Raw genomic sequence first — 24,485 nt, 5'->3', positions numbered from 1 at the left:
ATGATAAAGCTATGGAGGCCGAGTATTAAAAAATGACAACGCTTTCTTAAGAATGTTGGCTTACGAGCAGATGGGTCAAGAGGATAGACTAGCAATAAAGGAGGAGCGCATATGGATTTGGATGCACAGATTACGAGAACTGCGGATCACGGCGGTCAGCAGCACCAATTATGGAAGCGGTTCAAAAAGCAAAAAATACTGCATGTATTTGTAGGACTGGGTATGATCTTTCTGCTGATTTTCTCGTACACGCCGATGTTCGGTATTCTTATGGCGTTTAAAGACTACAGTATTTCAAATGGTATCAAGGGGATCTTTACCAGCGAGTGGGTCGGTTTGAGATATTTCGATGAATTCATCCATGATTATCAGTTTGCCACGATTGTACGCAACACGCTTGTCCTGAGCTTACTGAAGGTCATCTTCGCTTTTCCCGCACCGATTCTGCTTGCGATCCTGTTGAACGAAGTGAAAAACATGGCGTTCAAACGATTCGTGCAGACGATCAGCTACTTGCCGCATTTTATTTCCTGGGTTGTAGTCGTCGGAGTATCCTATGCCTTCCTGTCCGCGGATGTTGGCATGGTAAACAGGGTCCTAGTCGAAGCTGGTTTGATTGACAAACCGCTCAACATTTTGACGAGTCCCAACTATTTCTGGGGACTTGCTGTCGGCAGTGCGATCTGGAAGGAAATGGGCTGGTGGACGATTATATTCTTGGCGGCCATAACGGGAATTAATCCTTCGCTTTATGAGGCCGCTGAGATGGACGGCGCCGGCAGACTGGCGCGGATCCGATATATCACACTTCCGGGAATCAGGGGAACGATCGTCGTCGTGCTGGTGTTGACCATTGGCAGTATTCTCGGAGGCGGCCTGGTTGGCTCCAACTTCGAACAAGCCTACTTATACGGTAACAGTATCAACAATCCGACATCGGAAATTGTCCAGACGTACGCATTCAAGGTTGGTCTGAGTGACGGGCGATTTTCCTATGCGGCAGCAATCGATCTCATTCAGTCTGTTATCTCGGTCATTTTGATTTTTTCAAGTAACTTTATCGCCAAGCGGGTGTCGGGATCAAGCTTATTCTAAAAAGGAGGGCTGGTGGTGCTTAAGAGCCAAAGACAGAAGGATGTTATTTTTGATAGCTTTATTTACATCATGTTGTTTATATTGATGCTCATCATGCTGTATCCATTCTATTATGTATTCATCGCCTCGTTCAATAAAGGCTCCGATACGCTCCTGGGTGGCGTATATTTGTGGCCCCGAAAAGTAACTCTGGAAAATTACAAAATTTTTCTGGAAGATCCGAAGTGGTATCGAGCCTTTTTGGTCACGGTTGCCCGGACGATTTCGGGTACGGCATTGGGACTGCTGCTGACAAGCCTGGTCGCTTACGCCCTTTCGCACCGTGATTTGTTGTTCAGCAAAACGTATTTTACGGTCATCATTTTCGCGATGTACTTTTCCGGCGGATTGATTCCTTATTATGTTGTGCTGCGCTCGATCGGATTGCTTAATTCATTTGCAGTGTACATCGTGCCGTCCATGCTCAACACGTTTTTCCTGCTCATTGCCATCTCGTTCTTCCGCGAAATCCCGGGCGAACTAAAAGAATCTGCGCATATCGACGGTGCTGGCGAACTCAAGATCTTTTTTCGGATCATCCTGCCGGTCTCGACGCCGGTACTCGCCACGATGGCGTTATTTATGGGTGTTGGCCAATGGAATTCATGGCTGGACTCCGCCTATTTCGTGCAATCGGAAAACTTGCGGACGCTTACCTTCCGGATGATGGAAGTGATCAACAAGAGCAACACGCCGCTGGATTCCATCGCTGTAGCAAACAGCGCCTCGGCTTCGGCCGGAGTGACGAGTTTCTCGCTGCAGGTGACGGCGATGGTCATCTCCATCGTGCCGATCCTATGCGTATACCCGTTTTTGCAAAAATATTTTGTGCACGGAATTATGTTAGGATCTGTGAAAGGGTAATCGCTGTTTCTATATTTAACCGCTTACATTAAAATACCAGTATATCCATTGGAGGGGTACACTTGAAAACAATCAAGAGTTACAAGCTGCTCACTGCGGCACTGTCTGCGGTGCTTGCCTTTACAATGCTGTCCGCCTGCGGCGGCAACGGTAACGGCGGGGATTCGGCCGCGAAGCAGGACGGTAATTCGTCGGCAGCATCAGGCGGCGTGAAGGAATTGTCGCTGTTTATCGATGAGCCATGGTATCCGGTTAAGGAATGGAAAGGCCCGGTAGCAGAGAAAATCACCGAAAAGACAGGTGTCAAGCTGAACGTCACTGTCGCAACGGACGATAAGCAGCTGCCGCTGATGATTGCCTCCGGAGATTTGCCGGACCTCGTCTTCACGAATGCTAACATTGATCGGCTGTCGGATTCGAAGCTGTCCTATCCCTGGAATGAGCTGATCGAGAAATATGCCCCGGATTTCAAAATCGACAAAACGAGAATTGCGATCCATACGATGGACGACGGCAACTTCTATACGGTGCGAAATTCCTTCGCGACGCAAGAGGAGATGGCTCAAAGTAAATATTCGATTGGCAGCGACGGCAATCCCGGCCTTGCCGTCCGGGAAGATATTCTAAAGGAGCTCGGCAATCCGCCGATCCAATCGCTGGACGATTTCGTAAAGGTTTTAGGCATGGTCAAGCAGAAGCATCCCGATATGGTCCCACTGGTCCTGGATAAGAATTGGATTGAGCAGTACTTTATGCAGCAGTTCGGCACGGAAGCTCTAATCGACGGCTGGTATGAGCGAGACGGAAAAGTCGATTATGCGATCAGACAGCCGAAGATGTTGGAGTATTTCAAGTTTATGAACAGCTTATATCGCAATGGATTCATTCTCGCGGAAAATTTTGCTTTTGCGAATGACCAGATTGACGATCAATACGTGACAAGCGGCAAAGCCTTTGCTCACGGTTATACCGTTTCCGCGGCGGAAGCGGACAACAATAAAATCAAGAGTAACGGGGGCGCCTTTACGCTGAAAATGCTTCCGAGCGCTTTGTCGAAGGATGCCAAAGCCGTGAGTACGGGCCTGGGATTTGCCGGTACGTTCATCACGAAGAAAAATAAGGATCCGGAAGCATCCATCAAGTTTATTCAGTACCTGGCAAGCGACGAAGGCAAAAAACTGACCATGTTTGGTGTCGAAGGCGAACATTGGACATGGAATGAAGCGGGTTATCCAAATCTGAAATACGATCCGTCCGATGCCGATTTCGTTAACGGTAATGGAATAAAATGGTGGTACCTGTATAATGATGGGGTCACCGAAGGCATGCTGTCCTATGTTCCGGGAACGCAGAAGACACAGGCTTTAATGGAGACTAAGGCTATTACGACTTACAAGCCGGCGATCGGTCTTATTCAAACGCAGCCGGATTCCAAAGAAAGAACGCTCAAGACAAAGATCGACGAGATGATTAAAAATGAGAAGGTGAAAATTTATTTGGCGAAATCCGAAGAAGAGGCGGTTGCGAATTACGAAAATATGGTGAAGACCGCCGAGAGTATGGGCTTGCAGGAGCTTGTAGATTGGGCAAATGAGACATACCAGAAGAAGAAAAGTTTGTTTGAGTAACACGATGCCACTAAACCGGTAGGGACGTAAAATCTCTACCGGATTTTGCTTGCTCATGGTACGTTTAGTAGAAATAAACCGGCAGCCGGGGGGATTCAAGACCGTGAGTATCGTGCGCAAAATTGTTATCGGATATATTTTCTTTGTCTTTATCCCGGTCGTTACGTTTGGATATTACTACTACGTACAAATATACGGCAATCTGACTCAACAATTCGTAGAAAGCCGGCAAAAGATCCTGGAGCAGGCCAAGGCAAATATGAAAGCGGATCTGACCCGCATCGAATCCGTCCATCGCTTGCTGCAATATAACCCGTATGTCACGGACTACCTGGGCGGAGTTTATGGATCCGACGCCGACAGCATTTATGCCTACAACCGTTATATCAGTCCGATCATGACACAGTCGCTATTTGCCAATCCGGAAATCGAGTCGCTTCGAATCTATAAAACCAAGAAACAAGCGCTTCGAATTACCGACCGGTTTCTCGATATGTCATCTCTTGATGCACAGGGCAAGAAGATAGCAAGTTCATTAAAACCCGGTCAAGGAGGATGGATTGTCCAAGGTCCGGAAGCTCAGGAACCGCGGCTTGCTTTTTATCAGAACATTTATAACCCGGAGTTTACCGAAATTGTCGGGCTTCTAGAACTGCGCATTGGCGGCAGTCTGATGCAGAAATTTTACAAGGCTATCGGCATAGAAGGTGACTGGGAAGCGATCCTGTTACCGTTTGGTGAAGAGGCAGCTGAGGGCACAGCTTCCGGAATGGATGAGGAGACGCTCAAACTGCTCGGCGGAAGTGACAATAAGCCCTATTTCATTAACCGGAAAACGATCGTGAATCAGCTTTCCTTTGAGGAGCTTGGGGTCAGAGTTGTTGTGATTGGGAAGGTAGACGTCGTGTTTCACACGATCAAACGCAAGGAAATGATCCTGATCTCAACCGTCATCGTTTTTTTGGCGGCATTGTCGCTAGCGTATTATGTACTCGCTTCCACAATCACCAAGCGCATTCTTCGCCTGGCTAGACACATGCGTAACCTGGACGACAACAATATGAGACCGTACATCAGCAAGCACGACAGTCCGAACCGTCAGGATGAGATTGGCTTTCTGATCATGACTTACAATTCGATGATTCAGCGGATGGACGAATTGATTAACAATGTCCACCGGGCCGAGCTGCGAAATAAAGAAGCAGCCTATAAAGTGCTTCAGGCTCAAATCAAACCGCATTTTCTTTATAATACGCTCGAAACGATCAGAATGCTGGCCGAGTCCAATAACGATAAGGAGGTAGCCGACATTTCCTTCTGGTTCGGGAAGCTGATGCGTTACAGCTTGTCCTCCAAGGAGGATCATACGGTTCTCGCCCAGGAAATCGAGACGGTCATCTTCTATCTTAAGATTCACAAGATGCGGCTCCGAAACAGACTGAGCTACGAGCTGGACATCGATGTGGATGCAGATCAGATCGATTGTCCCCGGTTCATGCTCCAGCCCTTGATCGAGAACAGCATCGTCCACGGAGCTGCAGCAACACTTCGGCCCGTCCATATCAGGCTGCGTGCGTATGAAACGGCTGACGAGGTTCGGATCTCCATATCTGACAGTGGGGCAGGCATGCCGGAGGACAAGCTGTCCAGGCTCCGTTCACTGCTCATGGGGGATAGTGACAACTATTCCAGCAGAGAGACCGAGGGCGGTGGTGTTGGCCTGATTAACGTCAGCGAACGGGTGAAATCCTTTTTCGGCGGTGCTTCACGGCTGGTTCTTGATAGTGAGCAAGGAGTAGGAACATGTCTCACAATCATCATAACGAAAGGGGCGGCGGTTAACGATGAAACTATTGATTGTAGATGATGAGCCGATTATTCTTGAGGGATTAGTCAAGGTCATCAAGGACGCGGCTCCGCTCGGTACTGAGGTGCGTGAGGCAGGCAACGCTTTTGAGGCTCTTGAAGTCATGAAGGGTTTTATGCCGGATGTCACGGTGACGGATCTTCATATGCCGGAAAAAAACGGGTTCGAGTTGATGGAGGAGGCGAAAGGGAACGGACTGTGTAAGCGGTTTATTATTCTGACTGGCTATGACGAATTTGAATACGTAAGAAGAGCACTGCGCAGCGGCGTCGTGGATTATTTACTTAAACCGCTGGACAAAGACGAAATTGCTAAGCTGCTAGCAATTATCGATGAAGAGCTGCCTTCCGAAGCCGATTCCGACTGTGAACGGCACACGAAACGCATTCTTGCTTATACGCAAACGAATTTTATGAACGATCTTTCCTTGGATCACCTTGCTGATTTGATGAACCTTCATCCGAATTACATCAGCAGTCTGTTCAAGAAGGTGACAGGTGACACGTTTGTCAATTATTTGAACGCATTTCGGATCAAGGAAGCGCAGAAATTGCTGAGGACGCATCGGCATCTTTCCGTAAGCGAGGTCGGTCGGCGGGCGGGGTTTGAAAATAAACATTATTTCACCAAAGTCTTCAAAAAGTATACAGGGATCACACCAGGTGCCTACCGTGAAACAAATGATTTGGATAATATAGAGGCGGATTCTAAGGAAAGTTGCTAAACTGGGAGATGACTCATGGTCATTAAAACGTTGATTGAACTGGATTGAACACACCATTTTTTCGCCTGTGAGGCGGATTGGAGGAAAAGCATGACGAATACGAATCCCACGGAGACCGTGGAACAGAAGCAGCGATTATGGTACCTCAAGCCTGCCGCAGAGTGGAACGAGGCACTGCCGATTGGGAACGGCCGGCTCGGCGCCATGATCTTTGGCGGAATAACCGAGGAGAAACTGCAGCTGAACGAAGATTCCGTATGGTACGGCGGTCCGCGTGATCGCAATAACGAAGACGCCCTGGCGCATCTGCCGGAAATCCGCAAACTGATTATGGAGGGACGCCTGAAGGAGGCGGAGGCACTTGCGGGGATGACGATGGCGGGGCTGCCCGAATCGCAGAGACACTACTTGCCGCTCGGTGATCTTCTGATTTCGTTCGATCGTCATGAGAAGGCCGAGGATTACGTACGGGAGCTGGATTTAGAACGCGGCGTTTCCCGGGTCAGCTACCGGATCGGAGATGTCCGGTATATCCGTGAGCTGTTTGCCAGTTACCCGGATCAGGCGATCATGATGCGGATTTCCGCTGACAAGAAGGGGGCGCTTTCCTTAAAGGCCAGGTTTAACCGCCGAAACTGGAGATACATGGAGAAGACGGAAAAATGGGGCCAGCAGGGACTTGTGATGCAAGGGGAATGCGGCGGTAAAGGAGGCAGCTCGTTCTGCGCCATCGTGAAGGCGCTTCCAGAAGGCGGAGTGTGCAAGACCATAGGCGAATATTTATTGGTTGAAAATGCGGATGCGGTTACGCTAATGCTTGCCGCGGGTACCACCTTCCGGCATCCCGATCCGGTGCTTTACGGCAAACGACAATTAGAGGTATTGAGCCAGGTTTCCTATGCCGATCTGCTTGCCCGACATGTGAAGGATTACTTTGCATTGTTCGGGCGGGTTACCCTGAGGCTGCCGGATAGCCCAGGCAAAAACGCGCTGCCGACCGATGAAAGACTGAAGCGGTTCCGTGAGGGCGAAGAGGATAACGGGCTGATCGAAACGTATTTTCAATTCGGCCGATACTTGCTTATTTCCTCCAGCCGGCCGGGTTCCCTGCCTGCAAACCTTCAAGGGATCTGGAACGATAGCTTTACTCCGCCTTGGGACAGTAAATTCACGATCAATATTAACATGCAAATGAACTACTGGCCGGCGGAAAACTGCAATCTGTCCGAATGCCATGAGCCATTGTTCGATTTGCTCGAAAGGATGCGTGAGCCCGGGCGGGTCACGGCCAGCGTCATGTATGGCTGCCGGGGATTCACGGCGCATCACAATACGGACATTTGGGCGGATACGGCGCCGCAGGACACCTATCTTCCGGCATCATTCTGGCCGATGGTCGCCGCCTGGCTGTGCCTGCATTTGTGGGAGCATTATCGCTTCAGCCAGGATCGTTATTTTCTAGCGCGTGCCTATGAGACGATGAAAGAGGCAGCTTTGTTCCTGCTCGATTATTTAATCGAGGACAACGAGGGACGCTTGATGACTTGTCCGTCTGTCTCCCCGGAGAACAGCTACAGGCTGCCCAATGGCGAAACAGGAGTTCTCTGCGCCGGGGCCACCATGGATTTTCAGATGATCGAAGCGCTGTTTGATGCTTGCATCCGCAGCGGGGAAATCCTTGAGAGAGATGAGGCGTTCCGAGAGGAGCTCGCCGCCGCCTTGAAGCGGCTGCCCAAACCGCAAATCGGCAAACATGGACAAATTCAGGAGTGGATGGAGGATTACGAGGAGGTGGAGCCGGGACACCGCCATATCTCCCATCTATTCGGGCTTTATCCGGGCGAAGGCATTAACGTGGATTCCACGCCGGAGCTGGCAGCAGCGGCCCGGACGACGCTGGAACGCAGGCTGGCTAACGGCGGTGGACACACCGGCTGGAGCCGGGCGTGGATTATCAACTTCTGGGCCCGGCTGCTGGATGCGGACAAGGCCTATGAAAATGTAAGAGCGATGCTGCATCATTCTACGCTGCCGAACCTGTTCGACAATCATCCGCCGTTCCAGATCGATGGCAATTTCGGCGGCACGGCGGGCATTGCCGAGATGCTGCTGCAGAGCCACTCTGGTTTGATCCGGCTGCTGCCCGCTTTGCCTGACAGCTGGAGTGATGGGGAAGTCAGAGGGCTGCGGGCTCGGGGCGGCTTCACCTTGAATTTCACCTGGACGAAGGGTCAGGTTACTGAAGCGGTCGTAACCTGCGCGGTTTCTGGTCCATGCCGTCTGGAAGCACCTGGTCTTGATCCCGTTTCGTTTGAGGGGGAAGCAGGCCGCTCCTACACGTTCACCAAACGAATGAGTGATGAAATAACACCTTAATTGCTTGTGACTGTTTAAAAACTTATGACCGGATCATAGAGGTAGCCGATTATAGGATATCGTTAAATGAGTTACTGATCCGGCTCATAAGCTAAGGGCTGCTGCTGGACTTGATTTCGGTACTCGCTTGGAGCCATCCCCGTCCACCGCTTGAACTGGCGGCTGAAATGCGAATTGGTTTTATATCCGAGAATCATGGCGATGTGGTCGATCCCCAAATCGGTTTGCAGCAGCAAGCGCTGTGCCTCGTTCAGCAGCGTTTCGGACATAAACTTACGCGGGGCTTTCCCGTAGATCTGCTTAAAGATGCGGTTCACTTGCGAAGGACTCATATGAACCGACTTGGCAATGTCCTGAATCCAGGTTCGTTCGTTTTCCCGAATCTCTCCATGAAGGAGAATGTATTTTACGGAATCTTCTATTTGATCGGCGATCTGCTGGGCAAGTGATTCCTTTTTGGATCGGGCGACGGTTGCAGTCTCTGACAGTTGGCCAACCAGGGATCCAAGCAGCTCGAAGACAGCTGCATGGACCTTCATCTGTTTGGATGTTGGGAGCGGGCTGCGCAGGTGCTCTGCCGCAAGACGATACAGCGTCGATAAAGACGGAGACAGCCCTTGGACTAACGGCGAGTCTGACGGATAATAAAATTCCTTGCAGCGGTTGAGCTCCTTGCAAAAGGATGTATCGTCCACGCTGAAGTGAACGGAAAAGTAGGTGAAACCCTGGGATCCGGCACGGGTGCAGGAATGCGTCATGCCCGGATGGATGAACAGCAGGTCCCCCCGGGACTGCCGGTATTTTCGCCCATTAATCACCATGTCCATTTCTCCCTCCACGACCCAGTGGATCTCGTACATGGGATGCTCGTGGGAAGGATAGGTCCAGCGGGAATCCACTTTTCGCGCATGCAGGCCCAACAGCTGAAATGACATGCGGACATCGGGAAGACGGCCAACATAGACTCCGGGAAGCTCGGTCACGGCGATACCCTCCTCTGTATGGTACAAGTTATCAGTTTGTTACGATTATAGCTTGATCCTTCCGGAAAAGAAATGCGTGAAAAGGGTAAATCGAAGTGAAGATTAGCGTATCGTCAAGGGTCATAGGCGATGATAAGGTAGTATTATCAACCCTTATAGGGAGAAATTGGGGGCAATATTGAATGCGAATTATTCGATATTTGGACGGACGGCAGACGAGACTCGCGGCGGTTACGGATGATGAGAAGGCTTATCCATTGCCTCACTCTGATTTGATATCGTTGATTAATCAGGCCAGGGAGAAAGGCGTCTCACCTGTCCGAATTGTTGAAAGCGCTATTACACCGCAAAATGAGCTGACTGCCGCATGGCCATCATTGCAGCTGCTTACTCCAGTAGATGCGCCGGAGGTCTGGGCAGCCGGCGTCACCTATCAGCGCAGCCGGGAGGCGAGGAATTATGAAGCCACTGGCGGAAGAATGGATGCGGAGACGTTCTACGATAAGGTCTATGACGCCGTGAGACCCGAAATATTTTTGAAATCCACGGCGGCACGCACGGTCGGACCGAATCAGGATGTAACGCTGCGCAGCGATTCGGTATGGCAAATCCCCGAGCCGGAGCTTGGCTTGGTGCTTGCCGGCGACGGGACCATCGTGGGATACACGGCTGGCAATGACATGAGCTGCCGCGATATCGAGGGGGAGAACCCGCTATATCTGCCGCAGGCAAAAATATGGCGGAAGTCCTGCTCGATCGGGCCAGCAATCCGGCTCGCGGATACCGTGGATGACCCCTACGATTTCAAAATCGTCTGTCAGATTTACCGCGAAGGCCACGTTGTGGTGGAAAGTGAGGCAAGCACAAGTCAGTTAAACCGCAAGCTCGATGAGCTGGTCCGCTTCCTGGCGGCGGACAACGATTTGTTTGACGGTACCGTTCTGTTGACGGGCACAGCTATTGTGCCGCCGGCCGACTTCACGCTTGCTCCCGGCGACCGCATCGAAATTTCGATTAGCGGGATCGGGACGTTGGTGAACCACGTTATTTCAAACTAGGGATTTGGGGAGGAGATTGTCATGACAGCATTCCAGGGAGAACAGATTTATCGCAATTTCATCAATGGTGAATGGACGGCGGCTTCCACCGGACAAACGGAGCCCAGCATCAACCCCGCCAATCGCCATGAAGTGGTCGGTTATGTACCGGTTTCCACAGAAGAGGATGTGAACCGTGCCGTCGCAGCAGCCACAGCAGCCCGGCGGGCTTGGCGCAGCCTGCCCGGATCGGAACGCGGCAATATCTTGTTTCGTGCGGCCAGTGTATTGGAACGGCGGGCCCATGAGGTCGCCGAGGCAATGACAAGAGAAATGGGCAAGACGCTGGCGGAAGCCAAGGGGGAGACGATGCGCGGGGTCGCTATCTTGCGGTACTACGCTGGTGAGGGGATGCGCAAGTCCGGTGACGTGATACCTTCGACGGACAGCGAGGCGCTGATGTTCACGACCCGGGTGCCGCTGGGGGTTGTCGGTGTGATCGCCCCGTGGAATTTCCCCGTAGCCATCCCCCTCTGGAAGACTGCGCCGGCTCTGATATACGGCAATACCGTTGTGTTGAAACCGGCCCAGGAAACGGCGGTGACCGCAGCCAAATTGGCCGAATGCTTCGAGGAGGCGGGAATTCCGGCGGGTGTCTTTAATCTTGTATGCGGCAGTGGTTCGGTGGTCGGTTCGGCGCTTGTAGAGCATCCGGACGTGGGCGGAATCACTTTCACGGGCTCCAACGAAGTCGGGAAGCGCGTCGGCGCGGCCGCGCTTGCCCGAGGAGCCAAGTACCAGCTCGAGATGGGCGGCAAAAACCCGATTATTGTCGCCGAGGATGCGAACCTGGATTTGGCGGTCGAAGCGACGATCAGCGGCGGCTTGAAATCCACCGGCCAAAAGTGCACGGCGACCAGCCGGGTGATCGTTGTACGCAAAGTGTATGAAGCCTTTAAAGCGAAGCTGCTGTCCCAAATCGAGGGCATTCGGCTTGGTGACGGCATGTTACCCGAGACCTGGATGGGGCCCTGCGCTAATGAAAGGCAGCTGGAAACTGTGCTGCACTACATCCAAAAAGGGCTGGATGAAGGAGCCGTATTGCTGACCGGAGGGGCAAGGGCGAGCGGCCCGGCACTTGCGGACGGGTTCTATGTCCAGCCGACCGTATTCGATGGGGTGACTCCTCAAATGTCCATTGCAAGGGAGGAAATTTTCGGTCCGGTGCTTGCCCTGATTGCCGTGGACAGCCTTGAAGAAGCGATAGCAACGGCCAACGATAGCGATTATGGCTTGAGTGCCTCCATCTATACGCAAAATATCGGCGCCATGCTGTCCTTTATTCAGGACATGGATGCCGGGCTGGTTCGGGTGAACGCGGAAACAGCGGGCGTTGAGCTGCAGGCCCCGTTCGGCGGGATGAAAATGTCGAGCTCGCACTCCAGGGAACAGGGGCAGGCGGCCATCGAATTTTTCACTTCCATCAAAACGGTTTTCGTGAAGCCATAATCTTGGGGAGGGTGCCATGCGCAATTCGATCAAGTCGATCATGGGGAAGGATGACCTGGCAAGCGGCGACATTACAACGCATGCCCCCGGGGTGCAGGGAAGGCTGCCATTAACAGATGATCTGCTGAGAAATGCCCCAAGCGGAGACCTGTTTGGCATGTCCCAAAACGTCGGGATGGGCTGGAAGCCGGGAGAACTGAACGGAAAGCAGTTTCTGATTCTGAGCACGCAGGGAGGGATTCGCCAAGAGGACGGCAGTCCCGTAGCCCTGGGATATCACACAGGACACTGGGAGGTTGGCTTGCTGATGAAGGCTGCGGCGGAGGAAATTTCCGGCCGCGGTGGTATCCCGTTCGCCGGCTACGTGAGCGACCCCTGTGACGGCAGGTCACAGGGAACGTCGGGTATGTTCGATTCGCTCCCCTACCGGAACGACGCAGCCGTCGTGTTTCGCCGGCTTATCCGCTCGCTGCCTACGCGAAAGGGTGTTATTGGCGTTGCCACCTGTGACAAGGGGCTCCCTGCCATGATGCTTGCGCTTGCGGGCATGCCGCAGCTTCCGGGAATTGTCGTTCCCGGAGGTGTAACGCTTCCGCCGACCGAAGGGGAGGATGCCGGCAAAATTCAAACGATCGGCGCCAGGTACTCGAGCGGCGAAATCACGCTGGAAGCAGCTGCGGAGCTTGGCTGCTGGGCCTGTGCGACGCCTGGTGGGGGATGCCAGTTTCTCGGTACGGCGGCAACGGCCCAAGTTGTCGCCGAGGCGCTTGGCATGACGGTTCCTCATGCCGCGCTCGCGCCTTCGGGCCAGCCCATCTGGGAGGAAATGGCCCGTCAATCCTCCCGTGCGCTGATGGCGATGGAGTCTCAAGGACTGCGGATGGGCGACATCCTCACAGATGCGGCGGTACGAAATGCCATGGTCGTTCATGCTGCTTTCGGAGGCTCGACGAATCTGCTGCTCCACATCCCTGCGATCGCCCACGCAGCTGGATTACAGGTGCCGGCGGTGCAGGATTGGATCCACGTCAATCGGGATGTACCGCGCATCGTCAGCGTACTACCGAACGGCCCGGTTTTTCACCCGACCATTCGGGTATTTCTGGCCGGAGGCGTGCCTGAAGTGATGCTGCACCTCAGACGTCTCGGTGTGTTAGATGAATCGGTGCTTACGGTAACGGGCTCCTCACTGGGAGAAGTTCTTGATTGGTGGGAATCGTCGGAGCGTCGTCATCGGCTGCGCAAGCAGCTTAAGGAAAAGGACGGAATCGATCCGGACAGTGTCATTATGAGCCCGGAACAATCGCGGCTCCTTGGCATCACTTCCACCGTCACGTTTCCAACCGGGAATATCGCTCCGGAAGGCTCTGTGATCAAATCCACATCGATTGACCCTTCCGTCCTGAATGAGGAAGGCATATATCACCATAAAGGCAGGGCCAAGGTGTTTACAACCGAACGCGACGCGATCCGTGCGATTAAGAACGGGGGTATTCAGGCAGGTGATATCATGGTTCTCATTGGCAGGGGACCGTCCGGAACGGGCATGGAGGAGACGTATCAGCTCACGTCCGCGCTTAAGCATCTGTCCTTCGGTAAATATGTGTCGCTTATCACCGATGCCCGTTTTTCCGGCGTTTCAACCGGCGCGTGCATCGGTCATGTCGGCCCTGAAGCGCTGGCAGGCGGACCGATCGGCAAGCTCAAGGACGGCGATTTGATTGAAATTGTCGTTGACCGTAACCGGCTGGAAGGGCGGGTTGATTTTATTGGAGAAGGGGACCTGGAGGTAACGCCGGATGAGGGGGCCCGGTTATTGGCCCAGAGGCCATTCCACCCAGGAATGCGTCCCGATGATGACCTCCCGGACGATACGAAGCTATGGGCTGCTCTGCAAGCCGTCAGTGGAGGCACATGGAAAGGCAATGTTTATGATGTAGAGCGAATCGTCACAGCTATCGAAGCCGGAAAAAAGGCGCTCGGTTGGAACTAAAAACTAGTGAACCTGATCAAAACTGTGTACGGTAAATTATATAGGATTATCATTGCTTTTATTTCATATAGAAGGACTGCTGATTATTTCGGCGGTCCTTTTGTTATTGGACCAGAGGGCTGTTATTCAAGACGGGGTTATAGCTTCAAGCAAACGGACGCGAAGAGCGATTGTGAAATGTTAAGAAAATATGAGCTTGCCGAGATAGCTTCTAGTAGAGCGGCTCCTGTGGGTTCAGCGTAATTTGCCTGTTGAGCTTGTTACCAATTATTACATACCGTATAATTTCAATGTGCGACCAAGTGTGCACAGTGCGGTTAAGAACAAATTTAATAAGATAAGGAAGTCACACATGAGAAAATGGCTAGTGTGCACGTTGGCGATCATGCTGAGCTTAGGTGCATTTACCCCCGCGATTTACGCTTCTGAAGTCCGTGTATCCGTGGACGGGCGTGAAGTACAATTCCCAGATGGACACCCCTATGTCGATCAAAAATCCAGCCTGACAATGGTTCCGCTTGCTTTTGTATCCGACAAGCTCGGAGCGACAACGAAATGGAACGGAAGTTTAAAACAAATCACGATCTCGCTTAACCGTGACATCATTATTTTGGTGATTGGCCATAATTATGCACTGGTGAATGGGAAAAGAGTGGACTTTGAAGGGTCGGCGGTGCTTAAAAATGGCCGCACGATGGTTCCGCTGCGCTTTATTAGTGAAGCTCTGCACTCCAACGTGGATTGGCAGCCTTCGAGCAATCTGGTGAGCATCATGTCTTCGGTGGCCCGGGTTCCGAAAGGAACATGGATATGGGACAGTCACATCATCAAACAGGATCAAGATCAAATCATAAATTTCGCAAAAGTAAAAGGTGTAACATCCATTTACCTTCAAATCGACAGAGATCTAGATCCGGCAATATATGATGGCTTCATCCGGAAAGCGAAGAAGGAAGGAATTCAGGTGGAGGCACTTGAGGGCCGTCCGGAATGGGCCAAAAAGTCTGCGCAGGGGGATATTCAAAAATTTATAGCGTGGGTGAAAGCCTATAATTCCTCTGTTGGCCCGGAAGCAGGCTTCACGGGATTTCATTTCGATATTGAACCCTATGGTCTTAGCGAATGGACCACGGACAATAAGACCATTCTTGAAAGCTGGATGGACAATTTGAGACTGATTGAGAAAGAAAGCAAAGGAAGCGGCTTGAACATTGCGATCGACGTTCCGTATTGGCTGAATACGATTAAATTACCGGGAAAGGATTACAGCATGAGCGCATGGATGCTGGAGAAGTTCGATTCCCTTGTCATCATGAATTATCGGAATCATGCGTTAGGCGGTAATGGCATTGTTGAAAATGCGCAGGCCATGTTGAGGGAGGCTTCCACGCTGAACAAGAAGATTGTTATTGCTGTCGAAACGGTCAAAAGCAATGAGGGTCCGCGGGTCTCATTCTATTCCATGAGCAGCGATATGATGGATAAAGAGCTGCAGTCCGCCCATAATCAATTGGCTCATTATGCAAGCTATGCCGGCTTCGCCATCCACGATTTCAAAAGCTGGCAGGACATGAAGTGAGAAGCCAATCCATTACAAAGTACACCGTATAGATGCTGGGAAGAGAAAGGGAGCCGTTGACGGGAGGCGTTCAATGAAACTATAATGGTTTTATTGAAAGGGGATGCCGAAAATGGCTATCGTAAGCCGCTACACCGTTGCGCTTCATATATTGACTTGGCTGGCTTATTGGTCGGAGAAGGACGAATTTTTCCCTTCCGACCGGATTGCAAACAGCGTAGGAACAAGCCCGGTTTTTCTGAGACGGATTCTCGGCCAGCTCGCGAAAGCAGGCCTGGTTCTGGTGCAGCACGGAGGGACAGGGGCCGGGTGGAAGCTGGCGCGCCTTCCGGAGGAGATCAGCCTGCTGGATGTGTACGAAGCCGTTGTGCAGACGCCACTATTCGAGCTGCATCACAGCCAGCCGAACCCGAGCTGTATCATCGGCCATGGCATTCAGCCCGCTCTGCAAACGGTTTACGAGGACAGCGAGGAAGCATTGAAGCGCCGGCTGGCACAGGAATCGATCAGTGATCTGGTCGCCTCGTCGCTGGAGCACGGGAAGCGGTGATGCCGCGCAACGGCAGGCATTCTTCGAGAGCCGCTTGCCGGAGTGGGCCAGATTAGCGGCCAGCAGCTGCTGGATCCGAGATTCCGGCCTCTGGAGACTCCGGGTGAGAAATCCGTCACGCCGTTAGACTGACCCGCGTTTTTTTTGCTCCTCAATGTAACTGATTCAGTTTCAATGAAAGGAGGTGGCAGGCGACTGCTCACGTTCAAGTGAGGATGGAAGTGGGGAAAGGCCGTGTAGAGTAATAACATCTGCCTGATCGCGGGCGCGAGTGAGAAGCAGGTATGATATTGGACTATCCTTCAGCTGGTGGATTGTCCGATGTATGTTTCGAATCGGCTGGATGTGGGCTCATTACGGTGTTCAATGTAACCGATTCGGTTGTATTGATGACGAGAAGAATGTAAAGATGTAACCGAAAATGAGCTTTTTTTTGCTTCTCATTGTAACTGATTCAGTTATATTGACAAGACAAATCTAAATAAGGAGAGGGATTTCATGGACAAACGGATTTTTTGGCTGGCACTTGGGGCGTTTGCGGTCGGCACGGAAGGGTATATGATCAGCGGGCTGCTGCCAACACTGGCGGCGGCGATGCATGTGTCGACGGCGCTTGCCGGACAACTGGTGACGGCGTTCGCGCTCGTGTACGCTGTATCGTCGCCGGTGCTGACGACACTGACCGGGAGGATGGAGCGCAGAAAACTGTTGTTCGGTTCGCTGCTGCTGCTCACTGTCGGAAACGTGCTGTGCGGGTTCGCCTCTTCTTATGGCCTGATGATGACCGGGCGGATTGTCGCCGCGCTGGGGGCAGGCCTGTTCTCGCCGGGGGCCGTCGCCGTCGCCTCCACGCTGGCCGCGCCTGAGAAAAGAGGGCGTGCGGTGTCGATCGTTATTGCCGGGCAAACCGTCTCCCTGATCCTGGGCGTCCCCTTCGGGATGTGGGTCGCCCTGACGTTTGACTGGCGTACGACGTTCTGGATCGTCGGCGGGGTGGCGCTGCTCGCCGCGCTAGCCATCCGGCTGCTGTTCCCGCAGGTGGCGCCGGGCGCGGCGATCGGCATACGGGAACGCCTTTTGTATCTAAAGAAGCCGGAGCTGCTATCCGCCTTGCTGATTACGCTCGCTTGGGCCACCGGTATTTTTGCGCTCTTTACGTATGTTTCCGAACTTTTTTCCGGCTATGGTGCCGGAGGCCGGACGATCAGCATGGTGCTGTGTCTCTCCGGTATCGCCAGCTTCATCGGGGTGCGGACAGGCGGCTTGGCCGCGGACCGGATTGGACCGAACCGGGCGATTCCGCTGGCGCTTACCCTGCTCACAGCCGCGCTTATCTTGATGTCTGCGTTATACGGCTTTGCCGGCCGGCCTGGTATTCTCGCCATGGCGGTGGCTGCTATGGCACTGTTCGGCTTCAGCGGCTACATGTTCAATCCTGCGCAGCAGCATCGGTTGATCGGGCTGTCGGGGCCTTCGTCCGGCATCGTCCTGTCGCTGCAGTCTTCCGTCCTGTACGTCGGCAGTGCCTTGGGCGCATCGGCCGGAGGAGCTGTCGTGCGCTTCGCTACCGTCGGTGAAATTGGCTATTTCGCAGGCGCTATGACGGCTCTGTCGCTCGTCTTGTTTGCGGTTAGCCTGCGTCTGGAGCGGCGCATGAAGCGGCGGGCAGCCGTAACGGGGCACGCGCACGCTGCAGACGAGTCGGGTGCCGCCGGCTAAGCTCAGCTGGCTTTTACATCCGTCCGCATTTTGTAAATACGATATGTCAATGGTGACAAGATGTTGTCATATTTTGAATGCTACGATTGAGAGGTGATCACAAAATTTCGATAGGAGTGAGAAGGTTTGTTCACACACCGGGAAGTACTTGTGAAAGAAGTTCCGATCCATGTAGTCGAAGCCGGTTCCATATCAAAGCCGACTGTGTTTTTGATTCATGGTTGGCCGACCTGTTGGCTGGAATTTGAAGGCGTGATGCATAGGCTTGCCGAAGAATATCATGTTATCGCCATCGACATCCCCGGGATCGGTAATTCAGTCATTCCTTTGCAGTCATACAGCAAACGCAATATAGCCGAGCATGTTCGAGGAATTATGGATCATATGTATTTGCAAGATGTGACACTGGTAGGTTGTGATGCTGGAGGCCAGGTGACGTATGCTTTTCTGAAGAGCTTTCCTGACAGATTATCGTGCGCGGTAATTATGAATGTCGCCATTCCTGGAGTTGATCCGTGGGCCGAGGTGAAAAGTAATCCTTACATCTGGCATTTTGGTTTTCATAACGTGCCTGAACTGCCCGAGATACTGGTTTCAGGCAAAGAACTTCCTTATTTCTCCTTTTTCTATGACGTGCTGGCCGGAAAAGGCAAGCGAATGAGTGATGCCCGCAAAACATTATATGCCGAAGCCTATTCCCGTTTGGACGCATTGAAAGCAGGATTTGATTTATACAGATGCTTCCAAGAAGATGAACAGGATAATGCCGCGACAAAACATGTTACCGTGTCAACGCCAGTTCTGTACTTGCGAGGATCGGACGAAAATGCAGATATTGAAAAATACCTTGCCGGATTTAGGGAAAATGGCCTGCAAAATATCAAAGCCAAAATCATCGAAAATTGCGGACATTTTTCAGCAGAAGAACAGCCTGAACGAGTTGCAATGGCCATAAAAGATTTTATCCATAATTCTTTGTAACACTAAGAGGTTCGGCTAACAGTACCAACCCCTCATGCTTTGAAATGACAGTTGGGCGCAGTTCCAGACATTTACATGAAGTGAAGAAATCGCTAAAATAAACATATTATCGATTGTAATATTTGGCATTGATTAGACACCGATCATTTTTTGAAAGTGAGGTCTCGAATGATGAGAAAATTGACGATCAGCTCCATGCAAAGTCTTGTACTATAAACAACGGCGGTTGTTTGTATGGAGCTCAGAATTCATTTTTACCGCCTGAATATCAGCGTTCATGATAATTGTTTATAGGATAGGCTTTGCAACCTTAAATTTTAATTAATTTTAAGGAGCAGAGCTATCATGAAGTATGTAAACGCAGATATCATTTTTCCGGAAGAGCTTTTAAAGGAAATACAGAAATATATCCACGGAAGTATGGTTTACATCCCAACCCCTGAAGGACAACGGAAGAAATGGGGCGAAAATTCAGGAAGCCGAAAACATTTGAGCCTCAGAAACGAAACTATACGTCAGCTGTATATTGATGGTGTAACGATCGATGAACTTTCTGATCAATTCTGCCTTTCCATCGATAGTATTAAAAAAATCATTTATTCAAAAATGTAGGCCGTAGAAATCACATCATATGTTATGATGTGATTTTTTGTGTAACAAATGATTCTGAAAGATCTTTTATATATTTCTAAACAGTTTCCTTTGCTACGATTGGAGCAACACCATTCAGAGGGGGCATTTGGATGTCATTACAAGTTCGTCCATATCGTTCTGAATTTGAGGAAACGGTAAAAAACTTAAGTCACAAAGCATGGATCCTTTTTAAATATAATCAAGATTACGATCATCAGAGGATGAGCTGCGTATTTAACGAGGACGGGAATTTAATTTGTGTGGGATACTTACGCCACGGAATTGCGGATAATCATGATGTATTCGAAGTCGAAATGCCCACGAATGAGTTAGCTTTAAACCGGATGGATGAAGTGAGAGCAGCTCTTTTCCCGACATTTATAGAAACCTGTCAAAAGCTGCGTAATCCAAACAAGAAAACGAAGCTGGTTGCGTGGAAGGACTTTTATGGTGACAGGGCGTTTTACGAAGGGAAGGGTTTTAGCTCTTTTCAAACTTATTACATAGCACGGCGTTCACTTGAAGAACCTGTACCTGAAGTCAGAACGCCTGTTGGAGTGAATGTCAAATACCACCCGATGGAATCCAGAGAAGAACGAATCCAATATACCGAGCTGGAAAATCAATTTTATCAAGGTGTAGTATACCGAAGTGTAAATGTGTTGGAATGGATGATGGGTGGTCCGGAGTTACATACCATTTCTGCCTTTGAAGGTGATGAGCTTGTTGGTAGCGTAATGTGTTGGCAAACTGGGGCAGTCGAAAGATTATTCGTCATTCCGCGTTGGCGTAATAGAGGGCTGGGCAGGTTTCTCATCACGAAGGGATTTGAGTATCACCTGAAGAACGGCAGAAACGAAGTGGAGACGCTGGTTCATGAACAGAATAAGGAAGCTATGTCGTTGTTAGAGTCAATGGGATATACCTTTCCTGTAAAATTAGTACTTATGTCAATGGATATTTAGAAAAAGGATCTGCAGCGCCCTGGGAATATTCAAATGTCTTAAGGGGATACTGGAAATAGGTAGGAGATCATTCATTTGGTCGATAATGATCATAGAAACACCCGCATTGATCTCCATTCCATGAAACCCTAGTATAAGCTTAACGACATAAATAGGGGGCGCTTAGCGATGTCCATGTCAATCGCAGATATCCAAATACCTGATAGCAAGCTGGCCAAGGAAGCGGCCGAATTACTCCGGGAACATGGCGATGATTTGCTGTGGAACCATTCAAACCGGGTATTTCTTTTCGCAGCATTCAAAGGCAACCAGAGTCAATTGAAGTATGATCCGGAATTACTGTATATCAGTTCTCTTTTCCACGATCTAGGCCTTACGCCTGCATTCCGCAGTCCGGACAAGCGCTTTGAAGTCGACGGCGCGAATGCCGCTCGGGATTTCCTGCAAAGCCGTGGCGTTCCGGAAGAATCCATTCGTTTGGTGTGGGATGCTGTCGCCCTGCATACTACGATCGGCATCGTCGAGTATAAAGAAACCGAAGCGGCCCTGATGAATTTTGGCGTCGGTTACGACGTCGTGGGGAAAAACTTCGAACTGATCTCGGAAGAAATTCGCCGGCAAATCGTTGATGCGTTCCCGCGAAACCGGTTTAAGCACAACATTCTGCGCGCCTTCTTTGAAGGCTTTAAGCATAAACCGGAAACGACCTACGGCACGATTAACGCCGATATATGCGAGCTGTTTCTGCCGGGCTATAAACGGCCTAATTTTTGCCATCACGTGCTTCATTCCAGATGGGAAGAGTAACAGCGCACGCTCAATCAGCCTAAGCCATGAACCTGGACAAGAGCATACACACTTCATAGCCGCGTAAATGCGGCTTTTTGTGTTTTAAGATGAATGTATGCTAAAGTATGATGCAACAAATTGGAAATTTTTAACGTCAAAGCAGTGATGATTAGGATAGAATCAAGGTATATGTGTGGATACCGCAGGACCGGTTGAACTTTTAAAAGTCTTAAAAGTCATTTAAAGAAACAGGAGACGATCGTAATCTGTGTTAAGACTCCCAAATATGAATCATCGAGGAGAGAGCAAATGAATATGAAACAGATAGATATTTTTCGTATGCAATTTGACTTTGTTTGGGATACGGAGACCTGGTTTTTACCATTAGAATCTGCTCTTGCAGGTTTAAATTCGACCGATGCAAGCTGGCAGCCCCCTGGAGGAGGGAATACCATTTGGCAAACGGTAAACCATCTGAATTATTACAACGCCCTGCTTGTCAAACAACTCCATGACTCTACGCCTGGAACAGAGGCATCTGAACACAAGCCTACATATGGTGATATCGGAGAACCCCCTGATTCTAAATGGGAGGCCGTTTTGGCAGAAGATACATTTGGAGGGCCTGGGGACCCGGCGGATTCTGACGAATGGGCGGCAACCGTGGCAGAAACCCGCCTGATTTGTGAAGATTTGCGTCAATCGCTGGCCCAAATGAACGATAGGCAGCTGGATGAGGAGCGTGTTGGGAGGCTTGCCCGTCAAATGCTGCACATCGTATACCACATCGGACAAATCGTATTCATTCGCAAACAACAAGGTTCTTGGCCAAAGGAACGGGAATAATTTGTATATTCGCTTAAGGGCCCTATAATGAAGTACCAAAGCCTAATTTCTCACCGAATGCCGAGAAATTAGGCTTTTTCACGCTTAATAGCTATATATGGTGAAGAACAAATGGAAAGTAGGGTGTATTAAAGAAGCTGTCGGTAATTCCGATGATAATACCTATGGGTACTATAGAATATTGCTCTGGGCTTAAGTGCAAAGCGATTCACATACAGTTCATAAATTTACTTTACAATAAGCTGAATCGTTTGTGAGAGCCCTGAATTTACGACAAGTTGATGAATACAGATCGATAATGGAGGTAAGATTCGTTTGGAATTGTTTGAGTTTATTTTGCTAATGCTGGCGGCGGTTTCTTTATCCAATTTAGTGAACCGGTTTATCCCCTCGGTCTCCGTGCCGATTATTCAAATCGTACTGGGGATGTTGATCACTTGGCTGCCGTTACACTTTGAACTGAAATTAAATCCAGAGCTGTTTTTGCTCCTGTTCATTGCCCCGCTGCTGTTCAATGATGGAAGGCAAGCAGATAAGGAAGCGCTCTGGAAGCTGAAGAAACCAATCCTTTTGCTGGCACTGGGTCTGGTATTCGTCACGGTAGCCGTGGTAGGTTATTTCCTGAACTGGCTCCTTCCGGTGATTCCGCTGGCGGCATCTTTTGCACTGGCGGCTGCATTAGCGCCTACCGATGCTGTGGCCGTGGGTGCATTGGAGCAGAAAGTAAAAATCCCTCATCAGACGATGCAAATTCTGGAGGGGGAATCCTTAATCAATGACGCATCGGGGCTGGTGTCATTTCAGTTTGCCGTCGCCGCAATGGTCACCGGTGTGTTCTCTTTCAAAACGGCCAGCGTCAGCTTTGTTTCCATCTCACTTGGCGGTGTGGTGCTGGGCCTGCTGCTCACGCTTGCCAAATATGGAGTGGTGAAGTGGCTGCGCAGATTGGGGATGGAGAATGTTACGCTTCACATGCTAATTGAGATTCTGACCCCTTTTGTGATTTTCATGGCGGCCGAGGAATTAGGGGTTAACGGCATCCTGGCCGTCGTCGCCGCAGGAATCGCCCATTCTTTTGGCTACAAAAAAATGAATCCCGAGGTAGCCAAGCTGCGGGTTGTATCCAAAAGCACCTGGTCGGTCATTGTTTTTGTACTGAACGGACTGGTTTTCCTGCTGCTTGGCACACAGCTTCCAGATATTATTCAGACGATTTGGAACAGCGCGGAAATCGGAAATCTGAAAGTCATCATGTACACCCTGTTATTGACCGCAGCTGTGCTTGGGCTGCGCTTCATCTGGGCGATTCTGATGGATATGGTCGAAGGGACCAAACCGCGAGGCCCTTGGCGGCTCAGTGTCAAGAAGGCGCTGATCCTCAGCCTATCAGGCGTCCGGGGAACGATCACACTGGCGAGTACGATGTCACTTCCATTATTTCTTAGTGATGGCACCGCATTTCCGGCGAGGGATCTGATCATTTTCCTTGCGGCTGGAGTTATCCTGTGGACCCTTATTGCGTCCAACTATCTGCTGCCGCTTTTATTGGGGAAAGAAACGCAAACGGAGCAGGAAGAAGAAGAGGTTCAGGCAAAAATTGAAATTCTGAGGAATGTGGTGAACGGATTAAACGAACTGACCACGGATCAGAACCGGCTGGCGACTGCCCAGATCATCAATACGTATACTTCCAGAATCAAATCGCTGAAAAAAGAGGAAAAGAACGATAAAGTGCAGCGTGCCTTGGGCCTGTCTATCCTGAAATGGGAAAGAGAGAACACGCTGCACGCGGTTCAGAAGAAAGAAGTGAATCCAGTCACAGCGTACCGTTACCTTAAAAGAATAAACCAGCTGTTATTTATGCACACAGGAGATGTCCGTTATAAAAAAGAGCTTTTCCCTGTGAAGCAATGGATTGAAGTGTTCGGAATGCTGCATCCGGCCCGCCTGAGTATCCGAGAGAGACGCGCCGAATTGGCCAGGCTCAGAATTCAAAATACGGCTTACGTCATAAAGGAGCTGAATGCGCTGCTTGCAAAAGGGGAGACGGATATGGAGTCGGTCAGCTCGCTGATCCTGCAATATGAACGTACGCTGCTTCTTCTGACCCGAAACGAATCGGACACCTACAACCGGGAAGAGTCTGACATCATGATGCAGGAGCTCGCACGGGTCGGGATTCAGCTGGAGAGAGACAACATCCAAACCATGTTCGAGACCGGACGGATATCCAGACAAGGCATGAAGGAAATGAAACGTGATATTCTCTTCATGGAGCATGATTTGAGAGAAGAGATGGGTTGAGAAT

19 protein-coding genes are annotated in these 24,485 nt (G+C 50.7%); 18 read left to right on the top strand and 1 reads right to left on the bottom strand.

Annotated elements, in window-relative coordinates:
* Positions 1-111 precede the first annotated feature (111 nt).
* The 6 genes from IAE55_RS19110 to IAE55_RS19085 all read left to right on the top strand — a co-directional run bounded on the left by IAE55_RS19110 (position 112) and on the right by IAE55_RS19085 (position 8,593).
* A complete protein-coding gene (locus IAE55_RS19110) occupies positions 112-1,095 on the top strand; it encodes an ABC transporter permease (protein ID WP_145159282.1) in 984 nt (327 codons plus the stop codon).
* Between the two features lie 15 nt (positions 1,096-1,110).
* Positions 1,111-1,998 carry a carbohydrate ABC transporter permease gene (locus IAE55_RS19105; protein WP_325168663.1) on the top strand — a complete coding sequence of 296 codons (888 nt, stop codon included), beginning with the start codon at positions 1,111-1,113 and terminating at the stop codon, positions 1,996-1,998.
* 62 nt (positions 1,999-2,060) lie between these two features.
* Positions 2,061-3,626, top strand: a complete 1,566-nt coding sequence (locus IAE55_RS19100) for an extracellular solute-binding protein (protein WP_200633567.1) — start codon at positions 2,061-2,063, stop codon at positions 3,624-3,626.
* 103 nt (positions 3,627-3,729) lie between these two features.
* Positions 3,730-5,493 (top strand): sensor histidine kinase, encoded by a 1,764-nt coding sequence (locus IAE55_RS34280; protein ID WP_105442624.1) that lies wholly within the window; start codon positions 3,730-3,732, stop codon positions 5,491-5,493.
* Positions 5,471-6,217: a response regulator transcription factor gene (locus tag IAE55_RS19090; RefSeq protein WP_200633566.1), complete on the top strand. Its 747-nt coding sequence runs from the start codon at positions 5,471-5,473 to the stop codon at positions 6,215-6,217. Before IAE55_RS34280 ends, IAE55_RS19090 begins: the two co-directional genes overlap by 23 nt.
* 90 nt (positions 6,218-6,307) lie before the next feature.
* Entirely contained in the window at positions 6,308-8,593 is a 2,286-nt protein-coding gene (locus IAE55_RS19085) for a glycoside hydrolase family 95 protein (RefSeq protein ID WP_200633565.1), read from the top strand.
* A 71-nt stretch (positions 8,594-8,664) separates the two neighbouring features.
* Here the strand turns inward: IAE55_RS19085 and IAE55_RS19080 are convergent, their stop codons facing one another.
* Positions 8,665-9,528 (bottom strand): AraC family transcriptional regulator, encoded by an 864-nt coding sequence (locus IAE55_RS19080; RefSeq protein WP_145159527.1) that lies wholly within the window; start codon positions 9,526-9,528, stop codon positions 8,665-8,667.
* 230 nt (positions 9,529-9,758) lie between these two features.
* Here IAE55_RS19080 and IAE55_RS19075 point away from each other — a divergent pair, with 230 nt between their 5' ends.
* The 12 genes from IAE55_RS19075 to IAE55_RS19020 all read left to right on the top strand — a co-directional run bounded on the left by IAE55_RS19075 (position 9,759) and on the right by IAE55_RS19020 (position 24,481).
* Positions 9,759-10,634 (top strand): fumarylacetoacetate hydrolase family protein, encoded by an 876-nt coding sequence (locus tag IAE55_RS19075; protein WP_145159290.1) that lies wholly within the window; start codon positions 9,759-9,761, stop codon positions 10,632-10,634.
* Between the two features lie 21 nt (positions 10,635-10,655).
* A complete protein-coding gene (gucD, locus tag IAE55_RS19070) occupies positions 10,656-12,122 on the top strand; it encodes an alpha-ketoglutaric semialdehyde dehydrogenase GucD (protein WP_145159292.1) in 1,467 nt (488 codons plus the stop codon).
* A 16-nt stretch (positions 12,123-12,138) separates the two neighbouring features.
* Positions 12,139-14,115, top strand: coding sequence for a YjhG/YagF family D-xylonate dehydratase (locus tag IAE55_RS19065; RefSeq protein WP_200633564.1), 1,977 nt, complete (start codon positions 12,139-12,141; stop codon positions 14,113-14,115).
* 352 nt (positions 14,116-14,467) lie between these two features.
* The gene (locus IAE55_RS19060; RefSeq protein WP_200633611.1) at positions 14,468-15,694 is read left to right on the top strand and encodes a copper amine oxidase N-terminal domain-containing protein; all 1,227 of its coding nucleotides are present in this window, start codon (positions 14,468-14,470) and stop codon (positions 15,692-15,694) included.
* 112 nt (positions 15,695-15,806) lie between these two features.
* A complete protein-coding gene (locus IAE55_RS19055; RefSeq protein ID WP_200633563.1) occupies positions 15,807-16,244 on the top strand; it encodes an Rrf2 family transcriptional regulator in 438 nt (145 codons plus the stop codon).
* A 498-nt stretch (positions 16,245-16,742) separates the two neighbouring features.
* Complete coding sequence (locus IAE55_RS19050; protein ID WP_200633562.1) at positions 16,743-17,963, top strand: MFS transporter; 1,221 nt, start codon at positions 16,743-16,745, stop codon at positions 17,961-17,963.
* 150 nt (positions 17,964-18,113) lie between these two features.
* Positions 18,114-18,944, top strand: a complete 831-nt coding sequence (locus IAE55_RS19045) for an alpha/beta fold hydrolase (protein ID WP_200633561.1) — start codon at positions 18,114-18,116, stop codon at positions 18,942-18,944.
* Positions 18,945-19,289: 345 nt separating this feature from the next.
* Positions 19,290-19,556, top strand: coding sequence for a CD3324 family protein (locus IAE55_RS19040; protein WP_200633560.1), 267 nt, complete (start codon positions 19,290-19,292; stop codon positions 19,554-19,556).
* Positions 19,557-19,687: 131 nt separating this feature from the next.
* Positions 19,688-20,542 (top strand): GNAT family N-acetyltransferase, encoded by an 855-nt coding sequence (locus IAE55_RS19035; protein ID WP_200633559.1) that lies wholly within the window; start codon positions 19,688-19,690, stop codon positions 20,540-20,542.
* Positions 20,543-20,710: 168 nt separating this feature from the next.
* Positions 20,711-21,349, top strand: coding sequence for an HD domain-containing protein (locus IAE55_RS19030; protein WP_116230173.1), 639 nt, complete (start codon positions 20,711-20,713; stop codon positions 21,347-21,349).
* Positions 21,350-21,640: 291 nt separating this feature from the next.
* Positions 21,641-22,177 carry a DinB family protein gene (locus IAE55_RS19025; RefSeq protein ID WP_200633558.1) on the top strand — a complete coding sequence of 179 codons (537 nt, stop codon included), beginning with the start codon at positions 21,641-21,643 and terminating at the stop codon, positions 22,175-22,177.
* A gap of 315 nt (positions 22,178-22,492) precedes the next feature.
* A complete protein-coding gene (locus IAE55_RS19020; protein ID WP_200633557.1) occupies positions 22,493-24,481 on the top strand; it encodes a Na+/H+ antiporter in 1,989 nt (662 codons plus the stop codon).
* The last annotated feature ends 4 nt before the right edge of the window (positions 24,482-24,485 follow it).

The organism is Paenibacillus sp. S28 (assembly GCF_016624415.1).
Taxonomy (GTDB): Bacteria; Bacillota; Bacilli; order Paenibacillales; family Paenibacillaceae; genus Paenibacillus_AQ; species Paenibacillus_AQ favisporus.
The sequence above is the reverse complement of the archived record's forward strand: the minus strand, read 5'-3'. Positions and strand labels throughout refer to the sequence as shown.

What these genes read in the sequence shown, in the direction of transcription:
- IAE55_RS19110 (WP_145159282.1), top strand. Translation starts at nt 112, where the DNA reads ATGGATTTGGATGCACAGATTACGAGAACTGCGGATCACGGCGGTCAG.
- IAE55_RS19090 (WP_200633566.1), top strand. Translation starts at nt 5,471, where the DNA reads ATGAAACTATTGATTGTAGATGATGAGCCGATTATTCTTGAGGGATTA.
- IAE55_RS19085 (WP_200633565.1), top strand. Translation starts at nt 6,308, where the DNA reads ATGACGAATACGAATCCCACGGAGACCGTGGAACAGAAGCAGCGATTA.
- IAE55_RS19080 (WP_145159527.1), bottom strand. Translation starts at nt 9,528, where the DNA reads ATGTCATTTCAGCTGTTGGGCCTGCATGCGCGAAAAGTGGATTCCCGC.
- IAE55_RS19075 (WP_145159290.1), top strand. Translation starts at nt 9,759, where the DNA reads ATGCGAATTATTCGATATTTGGACGGACGGCAGACGAGACTCGCGGCG.
- gucD (WP_145159292.1), top strand. Translation starts at nt 10,656, where the DNA reads ATGACAGCATTCCAGGGAGAACAGATTTATCGCAATTTCATCAATGGT.
- IAE55_RS19065 (WP_200633564.1), top strand. Translation starts at nt 12,139, where the DNA reads ATGCGCAATTCGATCAAGTCGATCATGGGGAAGGATGACCTGGCAAGC.
- IAE55_RS19060 (WP_200633611.1), top strand. Translation starts at nt 14,468, where the DNA reads ATGAGAAAATGGCTAGTGTGCACGTTGGCGATCATGCTGAGCTTAGGT.
- IAE55_RS19055 (WP_200633563.1), top strand. Translation starts at nt 15,807, where the DNA reads ATGGCTATCGTAAGCCGCTACACCGTTGCGCTTCATATATTGACTTGG.
- IAE55_RS19050 (WP_200633562.1), top strand. Translation starts at nt 16,743, where the DNA reads ATGGACAAACGGATTTTTTGGCTGGCACTTGGGGCGTTTGCGGTCGGC.
- IAE55_RS19040 (WP_200633560.1), top strand. Translation starts at nt 19,290, where the DNA reads ATGAAGTATGTAAACGCAGATATCATTTTTCCGGAAGAGCTTTTAAAG.
- IAE55_RS19035 (WP_200633559.1), top strand. Translation starts at nt 19,688, where the DNA reads ATGTCATTACAAGTTCGTCCATATCGTTCTGAATTTGAGGAAACGGTA.
- IAE55_RS19030 (WP_116230173.1), top strand. Translation starts at nt 20,711, where the DNA reads ATGTCCATGTCAATCGCAGATATCCAAATACCTGATAGCAAGCTGGCC.
- IAE55_RS19025 (WP_200633558.1), top strand. Translation starts at nt 21,641, where the DNA reads ATGAATATGAAACAGATAGATATTTTTCGTATGCAATTTGACTTTGTT.